General features: G+C 65.8%; 12 protein-coding genes and 1 riboswitch. Of the genes, 7 read left to right on the top strand and 5 right to left on the bottom strand.

The window, feature by feature from the left end:
- Positions 1-32: 32 nt before the first annotated feature.
- Genes C8J47_RS16775 through C8J47_RS16790 form a run of 4 tightly spaced genes read right to left on the bottom strand, consistent with a single transcriptional unit; the run spans position 33 to position 6,017 of the window.
- On the bottom strand, positions 33-3,215 hold the full coding sequence (locus tag C8J47_RS16775; RefSeq protein WP_121886623.1) for an efflux RND transporter permease subunit: 3,183 nt from the start codon (positions 3,213-3,215) through the stop codon (positions 33-35).
- A 3-nt stretch (positions 3,216-3,218) separates the two neighbouring features.
- Complete coding sequence (locus C8J47_RS16780; RefSeq protein WP_121886624.1) at positions 3,219-4,370, bottom strand: efflux RND transporter periplasmic adaptor subunit; 1,152 nt, start codon at positions 4,368-4,370, stop codon at positions 3,219-3,221.
- The gene (locus tag C8J47_RS16785; RefSeq protein ID WP_121886625.1) at positions 4,367-5,629 is read right to left on the bottom strand and encodes a TolC family protein; all 1,263 of its coding nucleotides are present in this window, start codon (positions 5,627-5,629) and stop codon (positions 4,367-4,369) included. Before C8J47_RS16785 ends, C8J47_RS16780 begins: the two co-directional genes overlap by 4 nt.
- Before the next feature lie 55 nt (positions 5,630-5,684).
- A complete protein-coding gene (locus C8J47_RS16790) occupies positions 5,685-6,017 on the bottom strand; it encodes a hypothetical protein (protein ID WP_147454353.1) in 333 nt (110 codons plus the stop codon).
- Positions 6,018-6,738: 721 nt separating this feature from the next.
- A riboswitch (cobalamin riboswitch) is annotated at positions 6,739-6,962 on the top strand.
- A gap of 121 nt (positions 6,963-7,083) precedes the next feature.
- Here C8J47_RS16790 and C8J47_RS16795 point away from each other — a divergent pair.
- From C8J47_RS16795 to C8J47_RS16820, 6 genes are all read left to right on the top strand, one after another.
- Positions 7,084-8,067, top strand: a complete 984-nt coding sequence (locus tag C8J47_RS16795; RefSeq protein WP_121886627.1) for a DUF1852 domain-containing protein — start codon at positions 7,084-7,086, stop codon at positions 8,065-8,067.
- A 25-nt stretch (positions 8,068-8,092) separates the two neighbouring features.
- Entirely contained in the window at positions 8,093-9,127 is a 1,035-nt protein-coding gene (locus C8J47_RS16800; protein ID WP_183129154.1) for a methionine synthase, read from the top strand.
- Positions 9,128-10,098: 971 nt separating this feature from the next.
- Positions 10,099-11,349, top strand: a complete 1,251-nt coding sequence (locus C8J47_RS16805; RefSeq protein WP_121886629.1) for a lipoprotein-releasing ABC transporter permease subunit — start codon at positions 10,099-10,101, stop codon at positions 11,347-11,349.
- Positions 11,342-12,055 (top strand): ABC transporter ATP-binding protein, encoded by a 714-nt coding sequence (locus C8J47_RS16810; RefSeq protein ID WP_121886630.1) that lies wholly within the window; start codon positions 11,342-11,344, stop codon positions 12,053-12,055. Before C8J47_RS16805 ends, C8J47_RS16810 begins: the two co-directional genes overlap by 8 nt.
- Positions 12,052-12,648, top strand: coding sequence for a GNAT family N-acetyltransferase (locus tag C8J47_RS16815; RefSeq protein ID WP_121886631.1), 597 nt, complete (start codon positions 12,052-12,054; stop codon positions 12,646-12,648). Before C8J47_RS16810 ends, C8J47_RS16815 begins: the two co-directional genes overlap by 4 nt.
- Complete coding sequence (locus C8J47_RS16820) at positions 12,645-13,124, top strand: glutathione peroxidase (RefSeq protein WP_121886632.1); 480 nt, start codon at positions 12,645-12,647, stop codon at positions 13,122-13,124. The genes C8J47_RS16815 and C8J47_RS16820 overlap by 4 nt, the downstream gene beginning before the upstream one ends.
- A 212-nt stretch (positions 13,125-13,336) precedes the next feature.
- Here C8J47_RS16820 and C8J47_RS16825 read toward each other — a convergent pair whose 3' ends face one another.
- Positions 13,337-13,924 (bottom strand): HdeD family acid-resistance protein, encoded by a 588-nt coding sequence (locus tag C8J47_RS16825; RefSeq protein WP_121886633.1) that lies wholly within the window; start codon positions 13,922-13,924, stop codon positions 13,337-13,339.
- Positions 13,925-14,030: 106 nt separating this feature from the next.
- Here C8J47_RS16825 and dnaE point away from each other — a divergent pair, with 106 nt between their 5' ends.
- On the top strand, positions 14,031-17,534 hold the full coding sequence (gene dnaE, locus C8J47_RS16830) for a DNA polymerase III subunit alpha (protein ID WP_121886664.1): 3,504 nt from the start codon (positions 14,031-14,033) through the stop codon (positions 17,532-17,534).
- Positions 17,535-17,552: the final 18 nt, after the last annotated feature.

The following is a 17,552-nucleotide window of genomic DNA, read 5'->3' on the forward strand; positions in this document are numbered from 1 at the left end:
GGGTCTCCTCGGATCGAACGCGTTCCCGGAGATCACATCCTTCGAGGCGCTCCATTGCCGAACCGTGCATAGAGTGTCGGGAGGATGAACAGGGTCAGCAGCGTCGCCGAGACCAGGCCACCGATCACAACGGTCGCCAGCGGCTTCTGCACCTCGGCACCGGCGCCGTGGCCGAGTGCCATCGGCACGAAACCGAGGCTGGCGACGAGCGCCGTCATGGCCACGGGGCGCAGCCGGGCCAGCGCGCCATCGTGTGCGGCGCGGACCCTGTCCATGCCCCCCGCCATCAGGTCGTGGATCGATGACACCATGACCAGACCGTTGAGCACCGCGATCCCCGACAGCGCGATGAAGCCGACCGCAGCCGAGACCGAGAACGGCATCCCTCGAACCACAAGCGCGAGGACGCCGCCGACCAGCGCGAGCGGCACGCCGGTGAACACGATCGCCGCGTCGCGGACCGAGCCGAGCGCGCCGTAGAGCAACAGCATGATGACCGCGAAGCAGACCGGCACGACGAGCATCAGGCGATCGCGCGCCGAGGCGAGGTTCTCGAACTGCCCGCCCCATTCGACATAGGTGCCGGGCGGCATCGTCACCTGTGCGTCGATCGCCGCGCGCGCATCGGCGACCACGCCCGCGACGTCGCGGTTGCGCACATTGGCCTGGACGACCACGCGGCGCTTGCCGTTCTCGCGACTGATCTGGTTGGGGCCGTCGACGACCGCGATGTCGGCGACGGTCGACAGCGGCACGAACCCGCCCGCCGATGTCGGCACGGGGATCTGCGCCACCTGGGTGAGATCCGAGCGCGATGCCTCCGCCAGGCGGATCACGACGGGGAAGCGCCGGTCGCCTTCGAAGATCATGCCAGCCTCGCGCCCACCGATCGCGGCGGCCACGGTGTCCTGCACGTCGCCCGCGGTGACGCCGATCCGCGACATCGCCATCCGGTTCGGACGGATGTCGAGCATCGGCAGACCCTCCGTCTGCTCGACGCGAATGTCGACCGCGCCGCGTGTCTTGCGCAGGATTTCAGCGATGCGGTCGGCGGCAGCGTTCATGCCGCTGAAGTCGTCGCCAAAGATTTTCACCGCGATGTCGCCGCGCACGCCGGCGATCAGCTCGTTGAAGCGCATCTGGATCGGCTGGGTGATCTCGTACGCGTTGCCCGGCAGTGTCGCGAGTTGCTTCGCCATCCGCGCGACCAGCGATTCCTTCGAGAGGCCGGGGTCGGGCCATTCGGCCTTGGGCTTCAGGATCACGAAGGTGTCGGTGGCGTTGGGCGGCATCGGATCGCTTGCGATCTCGGACGTGCCGGTGCGCGAGAAGGCGAAGCGGACCTCGGGCTGGCGCGCGAGCAGCTTCTCGACCTGGAGCTGCATCGCCTGGCTCTGGTCGACCGATGTGCCGGGGATGCGGACCGCCTGAACGAGGATGTTGCCCTCGTCGAGCTGCGGCAGGAATTCCTGGCCGAGCGTGGTGAAGGCGACACCCGCCAGCGCCAGCGCGCCGACGGCGATGCCCAGCGTGATACTCGGGCGGCGCATCGCCTTGCCGAGACCCGGTTCGTAGCGCCGACGCAGCCAGCCGATGATCCGGCTCTCTTTCTCGTCGATGCGCCGGCTGAGCGCGATCGCGATCGCTGCGGGGACGAACGTCATGGACAGGACGAACGCGAAGACGAGCGCGATGATGACGGTCAGCGCCATCGGCTCGAACATCTTGCCCTCGACGCCGGTGAAGGTGAGCAATGGCGCGTAGACGAGGATGATGATCGCCTGGCCGTAGACCGAGGGCCGGATCATCTCACGCGCCGATGCGGCGACCAGATCCAGCCTGTCCCGGAGCGACAGCGGCGCGTCCCTGTCATGCTGTGCCTCGCCCAAACGACGCAGGGCATTCTCGACGATGATCACGGCGCCGTCGACGATCAGCCCGAAGTCGAGCGCGCCGAGGCTCATCAGGTTCGCGGACACGCCGGCCTTCAGCATACCGATGCTCGTCAGCAGCATTGTGACCGGGATAACCAGCGCCGCGATCAGCGCCGCGCGGAAATTGCCGAGCAGCACGAACAGCACGACGATGACCAGCACCGCGCCTTCGGCCAGATTGCGGGCGACGGTCGCGATCGTCGAATTGACGAGTTCGGTGCGGTTGAGCACCGGCTTCACCACCACGTCGACGGGCAGCGCGTGGCCGATCTCCGCCAGCCGATTGCCGACGCCGGTCGAAACAGTGCGGCTGTTCTCGCCGATCCGCATGACCGCGGTGCCGACGACGACTTCGTGGCCGTTTTCGGACGCGGAGCCCATGCGCAGCGCTTGGCCGGTGCGGACGGTAGCGATCTGGCTGAGCAGAATCGGCACGCTCTCGCGCGTTGCGACCACGGTGCGCGCGAGCTCGTCGGCGTTGCGGATCCGGCCGTCGGCGCGGACCGCGAGACCCTCGCCGTTGCGGTCGACGATGCCGGCGCTGGCGCTGGTGTTGTTGCGCTCGAGCGCGGTGGCGAGATCGTTCAGCGTGATCTTCATCGCCGCCATCCGCTGGATATCGGGAACGACGAGATATTGCTTGGTGTAGCCGCCGAGGCTGTCGACGCCCGCGAGACCCGCGGTGCTTTTCAGCTGCGGTGTGACGATCCAGTCCTGCACGGTGCGCAGATAGGTCGCCTTGTCGGGTTCGCTGACGAGATGATCGCCCTCGGGCGTGATATAGCTGCCGTCCTTCTGCAGGCCCGGCTCGCCGTTGCGGTGACGGACCTGATCGAGCTCGCGGTATTCGACCGTCCACATGAAGATGTCGCCGAGGCCGGTGGCGATCGGCCCCATCTCGGGTACCACGCCGTCGGGCAGATCGGCCTCGGCGGTCCGCAGCCGTTCCGCCACCTGGGCGCGGGCGAAGTAGATGTCGGTCCTCTCGTCGAAGACGGCGGTGACCTGCGCGAAGCCGTTGCGGCTGAGCGAGCGGCTGTAGGCGAGGCCGGGGATGCCGGCCAGCGCGGTCTCGACGGTGAAGGCGACCTGCTTCTCGATCTGGTCGGGCGAAAGCGCTGGCGCGACGACGTTGATCTGCACCTGGTTGTTGGTGATGTCGGGGACGGCGTCGATCGGCAGCCGCTGGATGGCGAACACACCGGCGAGCGCCGCGGCGACCGTCAGCAGTAGGACTAGCCAGCGCTTCTCGACGGCGAGCTTTACTATACGCGAGAGCATGGCCTAGTCCTCGTCCTTCGCCGCGCCCTTGCCGAGTTCGGCCTTGAGCGTGAACGAGTTGGTCGAGGCGATGCGCTCCTCGCCGGTCAGGCCGGCGGTCACGGTGACCGCGCCGCCATTGGTACGGCCGAGCGTCACCGGCGTCGCGCGGAAGCCGGTCGCGGTCCGGACGAAGACGTGCGGCTTGTCGGCGATCATCTGCACGGCGGCCGAGGGCACGGCGACGCTGCGATCCCCGCTGGCGGGGAGCAGCACCGACACGCCGACATTCTCGCCAACGCGCCACAGGCCGCCCGCATTGTCGATCGTCGCGATCACCGGGACCAGCCGCGTGGTCTCGTCGAGGATCGGCGAGACGAAGATGACGCGGCCGTCCTGACGGCGGCCGGCAGACGTCACCTCGACGCGCGCGCCCGGCTTCACGCGGCCGGCGTCCGCAGGCACGAGCGACATCGTCACCGACACCTTGGCGAGATTGGCGACGCGGAACAGTTCGGCGTCGGCCGCGACCTGTTGCCCGAGCGTGGCCGACCGCGCGATCACCTGGCCGGTGATCGGGGAGCGGACGGCGATGCGGTTGAGCGCTCCGCCGCCCCCGCCGGTGGCCGACAGCTGCTGCCGCGCGAGACGTAGCGCGATGCCGGCCTCGGTCGCTGCGGTGCGTGCGGCGACGAGGTCCTGCTCGGGCGACACGCGCTCGGCGAACAGTCGCCGTTCACGGCGGAGGTTAGACGCGGCGAGCGCCGACCGCGCACCCGCCGCCTCGACCTCGGCGTTGAGCGACGCCGCCTCGCCGCTTTCGATGATCGCCAACGTCTCGCCGCGGCCGATCGACTGGCCGAGGTTTCTGGTGAGCGCGACCAGCCGGCCGCCGATCGTGGCGGATACGACCCGCACGTCCTGCGGATCGCCCTCGATCGTCGCCGGAAGCTCGATCGCGCCGGCCACGCCCCCCACTGTAGGGCGGGTTATTTCGATACCGGCATCGGCGATCTGCTGGACCGACAGAATGGCAACGGCAGGATCGCTCGCGCTCTCGTTTTGCTTGTCGCCCGCTTCGGCGCTTGCGTTGGTCGCTTGCTCGGATGGGCGTCCGCAGCCGACGATGGCCAAGGCGATGGCGACAGGCGCGATCGCCCGCAGGATGATGGTCATCGATCGGTGCCCTTGGTCGGGAGCGCGTCAGCGGTGAGTCGCTCGAACCGCCCCTGTGCGTCGTGATAGGCGGCCAGCGCGTCGATCGCCGCCGCCCGGGTGTCGAGCAGCGTGCGTTCGGCGTCGAGCAGATCGAGCTGGCCGAACTTGCCTTCGCGGTAGCCGATGCGGGCGATCCGCGCGGCCTCCAGCGCGGCGGCGAGCGCCGGGCCGGCGGCGTTGCGCGCCGTCGTCGCGGCGTTCGCGGCATCGACCTGCGCGCCGGCGATGTCCTGTTCGACGTCGAACAGCGCGACGCGGCGCAACGCGTCCGATTGGTCGCGCTGGGCATCCGCCACGGCGACCGCCGCACGGCCGCCGTTGAAGATGGCGAGCGGGATCGAGACGCCGAAGACCGCGGCGACGTCGTTGGTCTGCTCCAGCCTGCGCGCGCTGGCGCTGAGCGTGAGGTCCGGCACGCGCTGACTGTGCGCGAGGCGGACCTGGGCGGTGGCGGTCGCCAGATCGGCGCGGGCGGCGGATGCAGTCAGCGTGAGCGTCGTGTCGGGAGCAGGCGACTTGCGGGGCGCATCGACGCGCTCGAACCAGGCGTCGTCGAGCGGGCCAACAGCTATGCCGACAAGCCGGGCTAGGTTTGCCGCGGCGACGATGGCTGAACGCTCGGCGCGCTCCATCGCACCATCGGCGGCCACGCGCGCGACGTCGGCGCGCTGTTCCTCGAGTGGCGACGCCCGACCGGCCTTTACGCGCACCCGCGCGGCGCGAAGGACTTCGGCAGCGATGCCGCGCTGATCGCGGGCGATCCCGACGCGGCGCTGCGCGGCGACCGCGACGACGTAGGTCTGCGTGACGCGCAGGCGCAGGTCGGCGCGCGCGATGGCGGCCTGGAGACCGGCGCGACCGATCTGTGCGTCGGCGAGCGCGATCCGGGCGCCGCGCTTGCCGCCGCGTTCGAGCGGCAGGGCGAGACCGACGGTCGTCTCGGACGAGCGCAGTCCCTGATAGATGCCGGTTCCGGCGACGTTCTCGGTCTCCGCGACGAGCGACGGGTTCGGACGCAGCGCGGCGACGCGGCGCTGCGCTTCGGCGGCGTGGACTCCGGCGGAGGCGGCATCCTGGAAGGGCGACGATGCGCCGGCACGGGCCAGCGCCTCGGCGAGCGTGAGGACCGGCTCCGCCGAGCCTGGCGGACGGGTCTGGGCCTGCAGCGAAGATGCGCAGACCCCTGCGGCGATGACGGCCGCAATGATGCGATGCATGGGGATGCTCCTGACGACGGGGACGCGGGCGCGCACGGCGCACCCGATCGACGCGTTAGGCCTGCGGTGGTCTCAGCGCGGTGTCGGCATCGCGGCCCTCAAGCGTCGCACCGTCGACCGACGCGAGCATCGCGCCGGCGAGGACGGTCGCGCCGCAGAGCGTGTCGGCGTCCGGCGCGCTCATGTGATGCGCGTGGCAACTGCCATGATGGTGCGGATAGCCCTTGTCGGCATCGGCCGCGACCTGATCGCCGTCGCCATCGACATGGGAACCGGCGGCGTACTGGCTGGTCTCGATGCATCCCCCGACTTCGGCCGCATGCGCCACCCCGACCCAGGTGGTCAGGACGAGCATCAGACAGGCAAGGAAGGGCAGGAGCCTACGCATCGATCGGCGAGGTAGCAGATAATGGTAGTGCTGTAACCGGGCACCGTGGAACGACCCGATCGCGGCGGATTTGGTGATTAATGACGACTGGAGTTTGCAAAGGGTAAAGAGGGCAACGTCCGGTCATGGGTCTGGCCGGAAGCTGCAGGCAAAGGCGCGTTCGCCAAATGTCGGAGGCTCGGCTTGCGATTCCCCGTCCATAAAACGGCCATCCGTCACGCGCGACTGACCTGCCCCCGTTTTCCCACCTCCGACGGGCAACCTCGCCAAGCGTAGTTGGCGCGACACGGCCGATCCGTTGCAAGGATGGCCCTCAGGATCGCTTCCGATCGCCGCAGGCCGTAGCCGTGGCCGTAAGCACTGGACGTGACGGCAACTACCCGGTGGCGGCTTGGGACCACGTATATCTTGTTGCCGCCGTTGCCCGACGCGAATGAAACCGGGACCGACACGCCATCGATCTGTTGGACCTTCGAATACCAGAAATAGCCATAGCCGTCGGCGTAAGGGGCGCTATCGGCAATGCCGACTTTCGGAGCGAATGCGTCTCGTAACCCCCGGCGGGGTGCCTGATCTGGCCGCTACACGGCGAACCTCGATGGTCCGCATCGCAATGGCTGGATTGAGCAGGACTTCGGGCAGGACGAAACACGCACTTGAACCATCATATAAAGATATAAGGATATCTTTATATCACGATTGACACCGCCGCAGTGATAGCGTTTAACCAGCGTGTCGAGGTTCCTCATCCCAGGCATGGCGATGAGGCTAAGACGGGAAGCCGGTGATGTCCTTCGGGGCATAATCCGGCGCTGCCCCCGCAACTGTAAGCGGCGAGCGGCGGTTCCATTTTGCGTCACTGGGCTCGCGCAACGAGCCTGGGAAGGCCGGAACCACCGCGTTGACCCGTGAGCCAGGAGACCTGCCTCCGACGCGATAACGTTCCTCGGACGGGGGTTCCTCCGGTGGATCGCGCTTGACGCAAGGCTCGTGGCTTACGCCATCCGGGCCTGACGATGCCTTGCGCGCTCTTCCTTGGCCTCCTGACCGCAAAAGCAGGTGAGTCATGACGAATAGCAGGTTCACGTTCACGATAACCAGCATCCCGTTCGATGAGGACTATCGTCCTGCCAAAAATACGCGGATCACCACCAATTTCGCGAACCTTGCGCGCGGGGAAAGCCGCCAGGAGAATTTGCGCAACACGCTGGTGATGATCGACCGTCGCTTCAACTCGCTGATGCACTGGGATAATCCCGTAGGTGATCGCTACGCGGTAGTACTGAAAATCATCTCGGCAGTGCTCAGGATCGTCGACGACGACCGCGACGAAGCGTTTCCGCTGATAGAAATCCTGCACACCACCGTCACCGACAAGAACAGTGGCCAGCGTACCGACGGGATAGTTGGCAAAAACTTCTCGTCTTACGTGCGGGATTACGACTTCAGCGTCGTCCTGCCGGATCACCGCAAGACCGGAAGCGGCGAAGCGCCCGAAGGCTTCGGCGATCTCCACGGTAATTTGTTCAGGCAATTCCTCGGCTCAAGCGCCTACCAAGACCATTTTCGCAAGCCACCGGTCATATGCCTGAGCGTATCGAGCAAGGAGGTCTATCACCGAACGGCGAACGTGCATCCCATTCTCGGGGTCGAATACAGGAACGACGAGCCTTCCGCGACCGACCGGTATTTTGCCAAAATGGGAATGAAGGTGCGGTATTTCATGCCGCCGCACAGCGTCGCGCCGCTCGCGTTCTATCATATTGGCGATCTCGTCAGTGACTATACCAACCTCGAACTCGCCAGCACGGTCAGCACTATGGAGACCTTCCAGAAGATCTACCGTCCAGAGATCTATAACGCCAACTCCGTGGCGGCGGAACACTATCGCCCGAGCTTGGGGTGTCAGGACTATTCACTGACGCGCGTCGTCTACGACCGCGAGGAACGCAGCAGGCTTGCCGCGGAGCAGGGCAAATTCGCCGAAGAGGCGTTCATCAAACCGCATGGCGCCGCGCTTCAGCGCTGGTCCGAAACCTGCGGCCTTTGATCCTCACGAGCACAAGGTATTCTCCATGATGACATTGTTGCCGACGACGACCGCGGGCAGCCTGCCCAAACCCTCCTGGCTTGCGAAACGCGAGACCTTGTGGTCGCCGTGGAAGCTGGAGGGCGAGGAACTGATCGCCGGCAAGCAGGACGCCCTGCGCCTGGCTGTCGACGATCAGCGGCAGGCAGGCATCGACATCGTCGGTGACGGCGAACAGACCCGCCAGCATTTCGTCACGACGTTCATCGAGCATCTGGACGGCGTCGATTTCGAAAAGCGCGAGGTTGTCCGGATCCGCGACCGATATGAAGCCAGCGTGCCGACCGTCGTCGGCGCCGTGTCACGCCCCAGATCCGTATTCGTCGACGATGCGCGGTTCCTGCGTGCGCAGACCGATCAGCCGATCAAGTGGACGCTGCCGGGACCGATGACGATGATCGATACGCTCCACGACGCCCACTACCGCAGCCGCGAGAAACTGGCATGGGAGTTTGCCCGCATCCTCAATGAGGAAGCCCGAGAGTTGGAAGCGGTCGGAGTCGATATCGTTCAGTTCGACGAGCCCGCGTTCAATGTATTTTTCGACGAGGCCAACGATTGGGGGATCGCCACGCTGGAACGTGCGGTCGAGGGGCTGAAGGTCGAGACTGCCGTGCACATCTGCTACGGCTACGGCATCAAGGCGAATACCGACTGGAAGAAGACGCTAGGCGCCGAATGGCGGCAATATGAGAAGACCTTCCCCAGTCTGCAAAAGTCCAAGATCGATATCGTCTCGCTGGAGTGCCAGAACTCGCGCGTTCCCATGGATCTGATCGAACTGGTCCGCGGCAAGAAGGTAATGGTCGGCGCGATCGACGTCGCGACCGACACCGTCGAGACTGCGGAACAGGTTGCCGACACTCTGCGTAACGCGCTCCGGTTCGTGGATGCGGACAAGCTATACCCCGCCACGAATTGCGGCATGGCGCCTCTTTCGCGCAACGTCGCGAAGGGCAAGCTGAGGGCCTTGGCCGCGGGCGCAGACATCGTCCGGAGAGAACTCCGGACCGACGGGTGAATATTGGCGGTCGCTGACGAGTTGGCGAACGTATTAGACCGGGTTTTAGCCTTGAAGCCGGGCTTCATCAGGAAGCTGGATACCACTCGCAAACGCGGAATATGCCGCATGGATGGTGATGTGGACGCCAGACCGCCACCAGCTCATAGCCGCGACACTTGCTCGCGCGGGTCGGTTTGACTGCGCTGGAGTCGCCAACGAGGCGCAATTCGCGGTCGACGTCGAGCCATCGGATAGATCGTGGGCAGCGTGGCACCGGGCAGGGTAGGGAATCAGGCAGGCGGCGCGCCCGGCAGCAAACATCGCCGTTTCGTTACTTCAGCTCGTCATCCGAGATGATCCGGCTGGTGGTGCTGAAATACGGTCGTTTCCCGCTGGGTCTAGGGCACGCCCTCGCTGCTCTGACTCGAGATATCCACTCGCTCTCGTGACCACGCCCGTCATCCTGACGAAAGTCAGGATCCGGAGTAACGCGCAGTGCTGTTTAGCTCTGGGTCCCGTCTTTCATCAGGATGACGGCACCGCCGTGGCGTCAAGCGCTACTGCCAAAGATGTCTCGAAGTATAGACCGCACGAAAAACTGCGCCGGACAAGCAAACGCCCGGACCGTTGCCGATCCGGGCGCCTGCGTGACGATCGCTCGTCAGCCCCCATTTTTTCGCTTCCGCTCTGCACCTTGCGGCGCGGCGTAAAAGCAGTCCCCGAACCACGGCCGTTGCCTGTGTCTCAGCGAGTTTGTTGCTAGTTATGTCGATGGATTTTGTCACGGTCTTTGCGCAAGCCGTTTCACGATTGGACCGCGGCTGTGGCGGTTTCGCAACAGACCAATCTAGACACTTCCGAACCGGGACCAACGCGGGCCGCTCCGTACGGTCCGCCGCACCGTCCCAAGCAGGCCCGACAGTTGCCTCGCAACGGGCCGCGTCCTAGAGCCGCTGCACTGTATCCCTAACGATCGAACCTGGCCGCCCATGATCCTCTCACGCTACGAACGGATGATAGCCCGCCGCTATCTGCTGCCGGGCAAGGGCGAGGCGTTCATCTTCCTCGTCGCCTCGATCAGCCTGGTCGCGGTCATGCTCGGCGTCGCTGCGCTGGTGATCGTGATGAGCGTGATGAACGGCTTCCGCGCCGAACTGTTCGACAAGATCGTCGGGCTCAACGGCCATGCGGTGGTGCAGGGCGTCGGCAACCGGCTCCCCGACTGGCGCGAGATCGTCGCGCAGGCGCAGAAGACGCCGGGCGTCACCAGCGCGCTGCCGTTGATCGAACAGCCGCTCGCCGCCACCTATAACGGCCGCGCCGAGGCGGTGTTGGTCCGCGGCATGCGCGTCGACGACATCCGCCGCAATTCGACGATCAGCAACAAGGTCGTGATGGGCTCGCTATCGTCGATCACGCAAGGGTCCGGCCGGATCGCGATCGGTTCGCGACTCGCCGAATCGCTCGGTGCGCAGGTCGGGTCGGAGATCTCGCTGTTCAGCCCGCAAGGCCAGACGACGCCGTTCGGCACGGTGCCGCGGATCGTCAGCTACACGGTCGGCGCGATCTTCGAGATCGGCGTCTATGACTACGACAAGGCGTACATCATCATGCCGATCGAGGATGCGCAGACGCTTCTCCTGATGGGCGACGCGGCCGGCATGGTCGAGCTGAAGACGGTCGATGCGGACCGCGTCGGCGAGATCCTCAAGCCGCTGGCCGACAAGATCGGCGGGCAGGCGGTGATCCAGGACTGGCGGACGATGAACGCGCAGCTGTTCGAGGCGCTCGCGGTCGAGCGCGTCGCGATGTTCACCGTGCTGTCGATCATCATCTTGGTCGCGGTGTTCAACATCCTGTCGTCGCTGATCATGCTGGTCCGCGCCAAGACGCGCGACATCGCGATCCTGCGGACGATGGGCGCGACGCGCGGCTCGATGATGCGGATCTTCATCGTTGTCGGCACCACCATCGGTGCGCTCGGCACGGTCGCGGGGCTCCTGCTCGGGTTCATCTTCCTGTTCTACCGACAGGGCGTGGTGAACTTCGTCCAGCTCGTCACCGGCCAGGACCTGTGGGATCCGTCGATCCGCTACCTGACCGAACTTCCGTCGAAGACCGCTCCCGTCGAGATCGTCGTGATCGCGCTGATGGCGCTCGTTTTCAGCTTCCTCGCAACGCTCTATCCGGCCTGGAAGGCGGCGAGTACCGACCCCGTGCAGGTGCTGCGTTATGAATGAAGGCCTCAGGATCGATCGCCAGATCGAGAAGTTCGACGATTACGTCCTCCAGACCAGCGGGCTGACCAAGAGCTTCACGCAAGGTGGCGCGACCATCGACGTGCTGCGCGGCGTGGACCTCGCGATCGCACCGGGCGAGATCGTCGCGCTGCTCGGGCCGTCGGGCTCGGGCAAGTCTACCTTTTTGCAAGCCGTGGGCCTGCTCGAGGGCGGCTTCCAGGGATCGATCAGGATCGCCGGCACCGAGGCGGCCAAGCTCAACGCGCATGAGCGGACCGTGGTGCGTCGCGACAGCCTCGGCTTCGTCTATCAGTTCCACCACTTGCTGCCGGACTTCAACGCGACCGAGAACGTCGTCCTCCCGCAGCTCGTCCACGGCGCGACGCGGGTCGAGGCGGACGGGCGCGCTGCGGAATTGCTGACCCAGCTCGGTCTCGGCCACCGCCTCACGCACCGCCCGAGCCAGCTCTCCGGCGGCGAGCAACAGCGCGTCGCGGTCGCCCGTGCGCTCGCCAACAAGCCCGCGCTAGTCCTGGCGGACGAGCCGACCGGCAACCTCGACGAACATACCGCCGACATCGTCTTCGCCGAGTTCATCCGGCTGGTCCGCGAGCAGGGCACGGCGGCGGTGGTCGCGACGCACAACGAGCGGCTTGCGGCGCGCATGGACCGCGTGCTGCGACTGCATGAGGGGCGGCTGGCGTGACCTGGGGCGAGACGCCGACGCTCACCGGGCGTCACGTCGCGCTCCGCTCTTTGGTTGCCGAAGACATGGATGCGCTGGTGGCGGCGGCGTCGGCGGACAATTTGTGGGACACGTTTTACGCCAACGTCGCGATGATGAAGGCGCCCGAGCGTTGGCTCGCCGCGGCGTTGTGCGAGGAGGACTTCGGGCGGGCGCGGCTGTTCGCGGTGGTGGCCGGCGGGACCGTCGTCGGCACCACGCGCTTCATGCGGATGAACGAGGGCAACAGGCGGCTGGAGATCGGTGGCACCTTCTACGCCAAGTCCGTCCAGCGCACCGGCGTCAACACCGAAGCCAAGCTGATGCTGTTGACCCACGCCTTCGATGCCCTCGGCTGCGAATGCGTCCAGATCCGCACGGATTCGCTCAACAAGAACTCTCAACGCGCGATCGAACGCCTCGGCGCCAAGCGAGACGGCACGTTGCGCGGGCACCAGGTGATGGCTGACGGTCGCTTGCGCGATACCGTCGTCTACAGCATCCTCCGCCACGAATGGCCCGGCGTGCGTCAGAACCTGACCTACCTACTGGCCCGAAACGAGGACCGCCCATGACCGCGATCACCGACTTCACCGTTAAGAGTGCCGACGGTAGTGCGGCTTCGCTAGAACCGTATCGCGGCAAGATGCTGCTGATCGTCAACACCGCCTCGAAATGCGGCTTCACCCCCCAATATGACGGCCTCGAAGCGCTACATCGTGACTATGCGGAGCGCGGGTTCGAAGTCCTCGCATTCCCGTGCAACCAGTTCGGCGGGCAGGAGCCGGGTGACGCAGCTGAGATCGCGAACTTCTGCACGCTGAGCTACAACGTGACGTTCCCGGTGTTCGCCAAGATCGACGTCAACGGGGCAGGGGCCGACCCGCTGTTCGAGCGGCTGAAGTCGGATGCGCCGGGGGTGCTCGGGTCGAAGGCGATCAAGTGGAACTTCACCAAGTTCCTGGTTGGTCGCGATGGGGCGGTGGTGGACCGCTACGCCCCAACCACACAGCCCGAGGACATCCGCAAGGATATAGAGAAGCTGCTATAGCGTTCTGCTCCACCCCGGCGAAGGCCGGGGCCCAATTGGGGGGCGGCAATGAAGAACGCTGCGCTTCGTTACTCCAACCTCTCCAATTGGGCCCCGGCCTTCGCCGGGGTGGTGCGCGCTTAGCGGCGGCGGACATCAGCCCAAGAATGTTCCCCCGCGAAGGCGGGGGCCCAGACTGGACTCCCGCCTTCGCGGGAGAACAAACTAGCGGTTCACACGGAAAACGCCGGCGCACCCTTCTTATGCGCCAACGCAGACGCAACCGAAGTAACTCCACCAAACAAGAAGCTGATTCCCAGCACATACCCCGGCAGCGTCAACGCCGACCACGGCAACGTCGCCAGCACGATCACCGCCAGCAGTATATTCACCACCCCCAGCGCAATCATCAGCCCCTTGCCACGCCGAAACCGCGCCCCAAGCCCGATCTCCAACGCGCCCCGCACACCAAGCCAAACCGCAATCAGCAACGTCAGCGAGATCGCCCCCGTCGCTGGCTCGAACGCCATGATCAGCCCGATCACCAGCGACACCAGCCCAAAGCCGATCGCATAGCCGCGCCCCTCATGCCCTTTGCCGGCCACCCCTGACACGATCGAGATAATCCCCGCCGCAATAAAGAACGCGCCGATCACAAGTGTCGCGGCGTAGGTCGCCGAAAAGGGCGAGGCGAACGCCATGAATCCCAGCAACACCGACAGGACTCCATACGCCAGGATCCACCCCCATCCCGCACCCGCGCGCGGCGAGCCTGCGGCGGTCGTTTCGGTTTCGGCAAAGTGTCCGCGTGGATCGGTCATGTACAAGGCTCCCGTGTTGCACCGCGGCAACGGCTTGTCGTGCACCGTGTTCCAACCGGGCGCAACGCCGCTGGCCGAATCACGCGTCAACGCCTACCTAAATATGATGCCTCATTCCGGTTACGTCCCCCTTCGCGTTTTCTCCTGCTACACCATGCTCGACGGCGCCATCGATCCGAAAGCGATCGCCAAGCAGGCGCGCGCGCTGGGCTTCCCCGCGGCCGCGCTGACCGATCGCAACGGGCTCTACGCCGCGATGGCCTATTCGGACGCCGCCAAGAAGGATGGCGTGCAGCCGATCATCGGCGTGATGCTTGGCGTCAGCCGCCCCGACATGCCCGACGGCGTCCCCACGCCGTTCGACTGGATCGCGCTCTACGCGCAGGACATGAAGGGTTACGACAATCTCTGCGCACTCGTCTCGATGGCGCATCTCGACCGCCCGATCGAGATGCCCGCGCACGTCGATTTCGCCGCGCTAGAACGCCACACCGACGGTCTGATAGCCTTGACCGCAGGCGGCGAAGGCGGTCTCGCTCGGCTGTTCGCGGAAGGCCAGCCGGATCGCGCGCGCGCCTATCTCGACCGCCTGCAGGGCCTGTTCGGCGACCGCCTCTACATCGAACTCTCGCGCCGCAACGACGCGATCGAGACGGCGGCCGAAACCGACCTCATCGACATCGCCTATGAGCGCAACCTGCCTCTCGTCGCGACCAACCCGTGCTGCTTCACCGAGAGCGCGTTCGGCGACGCGCACGACGCCATGCTCTGCATCGCACACTCGACCTATGTCGAGACCGAGGACCGCATCCGCAGTTGCCCCGAAGCTTGGATGAAGCCCGCGCCGGTGATGCACGAGATGTTCGCCGACCTGCCCGAGGCGATCGCCAACACGCTCGTCGTCGCACAGCGCTGCGCGGTGATGGCGCCGTATCGCAAACCGATCCTCCCCAGCCTCGCCGGCGATATCGAGGGCGAGGCCAAGCTGCTCCGCGACGACGCCGAGGCCGGGCTCGAAGCGCGCCTAGCCCGCATCACCGAACTCCACGGTGAGGGCGAAGACGGCTGGCGCGACGTTTACCGTAAGCGCCTCGCGTTCGAGGTCGACGTGATCGTCCAGATGGGCTTTCCCGGCTATTTCCTGATCGTCGCCGACTTCATCAAATGGGCGAAGGACCACGACATCCCCGTCGGCCCGGGCCGCGGTTCGGGCGCCGGCTCGGTCGTCGCCTGGTCGCTGACGATTACGGACTTGGATCCGATCAAGCTGGGCCTGCTGTTCGAGCGCTTCCTCAACCCGGAACGCGTGTCGATGCCCGATTTCGACATCGATTTCTGTGAAACCCGGCGCGTCGAAGTGATTCGCTACGTCCAAGAGAAATACGGCCGCGATCAGGTCGCGCAGATCATCACCTTCGGAAAACTGAAGGCGCGCGCGGTGCTCAAGGACACCGGCCGCGTGCTGCAGATGAGCTATGGCCAGATCGATCGCCTCGCGAAACTGGTGCCGAACCACCCGACCGATCCCTGGACGCTGGAACGCGCGCTCAACGGCGTCGGCGAACTGGCGAAGGAATACGCCAATGACAACGGCGTGCGGAAGCTACTCGATCTCGCGATGAAGCTGGAGGGACTGCCGCGGCACTCGTCGACGCATGCCGCTGGCGTGGTGATCGGCGACCGCCCCTTGGCACAGCTTGTCCCGCTATATCGCGATCCGCGCTCCGACATGCCCGTCACCCAGTTCGACATGAAATATGTCGAGGGTGCCGGCCTCGTGAAGTTCGATTTCCTCGGGCTGAAGACACTGTCCGTGCTGCAAAAGGCGGTGCAGCTACTCGCCAAGCGGGGCGTGACGGTCGATCTCGAGGCGCTCGAATGGGACGATGCCGGCGTCTACGCGCTGCTGCAAAAGGGCGACACGGTCGGCGTGTTCCAGCTGGAATCGGAGGGCATGCGCCGCACGCTGTCCGCCGTCCGCCCGTCCAATTTCGGCGACATCATCGCGCTCGTGTCGCTGTATCGACCGGGCCCGATGGACAACATCCCGTCGTTCGGCCGCCGAAAGAACGGCACCGAGGCGATCGACTATCCGCACCCGCTGCTCGAACCGATACTGTCGGAGACCTACGGGATCTTCGTCTACCAGGAGCAGGTCATGCAGGCAGCCCAGGTGCTGGCCGGCTTCTCGCTCGGTGGCGCCGATCTGCTGCGTCGCGCGATGGGCAAGAAGGTGAAGGCCGAGATGGACGCGCAGCGCGCGGGCTTCGTCGAGGGCTGCCTGAGCGTCAACGGCATCAAGAAGGCCGAGGCGAACGCGCTGTTCGACTTGATCGACAAGTTCGCCGGCTATGGCTTCAACAAGAGCCACGCCGCCGCCTATGCGCTGCTCGCCTACCAGACCGCGTGGCTCAAGGCGCACCACCCGCACGAATTCTTTGCGGCCTCGATGTGCTACGACCTCCACCAGACCGACAAGCTGGCGATCTTCACCGACGACATGCGCCGTCTCGGGATCACCGCGCTGCCGCCGTGCATCAACGCGAGCCAGGCCGAGTTCGACGTCGAGGTTCTGCCCGACGTCGAGGAGAACAATCTCGCCGTCCGCTACGCCCTCGGCGCGTTGAAGAGCGTCGGCGAAGGCGCGATGGAGAAGCTCATCGTCGAGCGCGTCCAGAACGGCCCGTTCGCCGGCCTCGACGATCTCGCCAAGCGAGTTGATCCGCGTCTGCTCAACAAGCGCCAGCTCGAGACGCTCGCCGCCGCGGGCGCGTTCGACGGCCTCGACCAGAACCGCGCCGGCATCCACGCCACCGCAGAGACGATCCTCGCGATCGCCGCGCGCACGCACGAGCAGAAGACCAGCGGGCAGGGCGGCCTGTTCGGTGACGCCGAACCCGCCGGCGACGCGATCAAGCTCCCCCCCTCGGTCCGCTGGACGCTCAGCCAGCGCATGGACCAGGAAAAGGAGGCGTTCGGTTTCTATTTCTCCGCGCACCCGGTCGATCGCCACCGCCACATCGCGGTCAGCCACGGCGCGCGCGCGTACACGGCACTGTCCGAGCTCAACATCCCCGACGACGGCAGCCGCGCCGGTGCGACGATGGCGGTGCTTGTCGAGGACGCGCGCTATCGCACCTCCGCGCGCGGCAAGCGCTTCATGATGGCGCAATGCTCCGACGCCAGCGGCCAGTTCATGGCGACCTGTTTCGACGAGCAGGTCTCGAAGGACCTGGAAGAGGCGGCCAAGGCCGGCGGCTGCGGGCTCATCACCGTCGAACTCGACCGCAAGCCCGGCGAGGACACGCCGCGAGTCAGCATCAAGCGCATTCAGCCATTCGAAGGCCTCGCCAACCTCGCGCGCTTCCAGGTGGTCGTGACGATCTCCGAGATGACCGCGTTCGCCGGCCTCGCGTCGCTTCTCGCCGAGCATCGCGGTGCGCGCGGCGAGGTTCGCGTGCGTGCGCAACTCCCCGACGGCGAGGTCTGCATCCTGCTGGGTCGCGACTTCCTGCTCGACGGAGAGCTTGTCGAGCACATCGAGTCGTTGCACGGTGTCGCCAAGGTGGAGATGAAGACCTCGGAAACGAGGCTCGCTCTGGTCGGTTAACAGCTTGGGAGAGCATGA

Origin of the sequence: Sphingomonas sp. PP-F2F-G114-C0414 (genome assembly GCF_003688595.1) — a bacterium.
GTDB lineage: Bacteria > Pseudomonadota > Alphaproteobacteria > Sphingomonadales > Sphingomonadaceae > Sphingomonas.

Bases quoted from the DNA above. Each gene is read 5' to 3' on its own strand.
- C8J47_RS16785 (WP_121886625.1), bottom strand. From the start codon at position 5,629: ATGCATCGCATCATTGCGGCCGTCATCGCCGCAGGGGTCTGCGCATCT.
- C8J47_RS16790 (WP_147454353.1), bottom strand. From the start codon at position 6,017: ATGCGTAGGCTCCTGCCCTTCCTTGCCTGTCTGATGCTCGTCCTGACC.
- C8J47_RS16795 (WP_121886627.1), top strand. From the start codon at position 7,084: ATGACGAATAGCAGGTTCACGTTCACGATAACCAGCATCCCGTTCGAT.
- C8J47_RS16805 (WP_121886629.1), top strand. From the start codon at position 10,099: ATGATCCTCTCACGCTACGAACGGATGATAGCCCGCCGCTATCTGCTG.
- C8J47_RS16780 (WP_121886624.1), bottom strand. From the start codon at position 4,370: ATGACCATCATCCTGCGGGCGATCGCGCCTGTCGCCATCGCCTTGGCC.
- C8J47_RS16820 (WP_121886632.1), top strand. From the start codon at position 12,645: ATGACCGCGATCACCGACTTCACCGTTAAGAGTGCCGACGGTAGTGCG.
- dnaE (WP_121886664.1), top strand. From the start codon at position 14,031: ATGCCTCATTCCGGTTACGTCCCCCTTCGCGTTTTCTCCTGCTACACC.
- C8J47_RS16800 (WP_183129154.1), top strand. From the start codon at position 8,093: ATGATGACATTGTTGCCGACGACGACCGCGGGCAGCCTGCCCAAACCC.
- C8J47_RS16810 (WP_121886630.1), top strand. From the start codon at position 11,342: ATGAATGAAGGCCTCAGGATCGATCGCCAGATCGAGAAGTTCGACGAT.
- C8J47_RS16825 (WP_121886633.1), bottom strand. From the start codon at position 13,924: ATGACCGATCCACGCGGACACTTTGCCGAAACCGAAACGACCGCCGCA.
- C8J47_RS16775 (WP_121886623.1), bottom strand. From the start codon at position 3,215: ATGCTCTCGCGTATAGTAAAGCTCGCCGTCGAGAAGCGCTGGCTAGTC.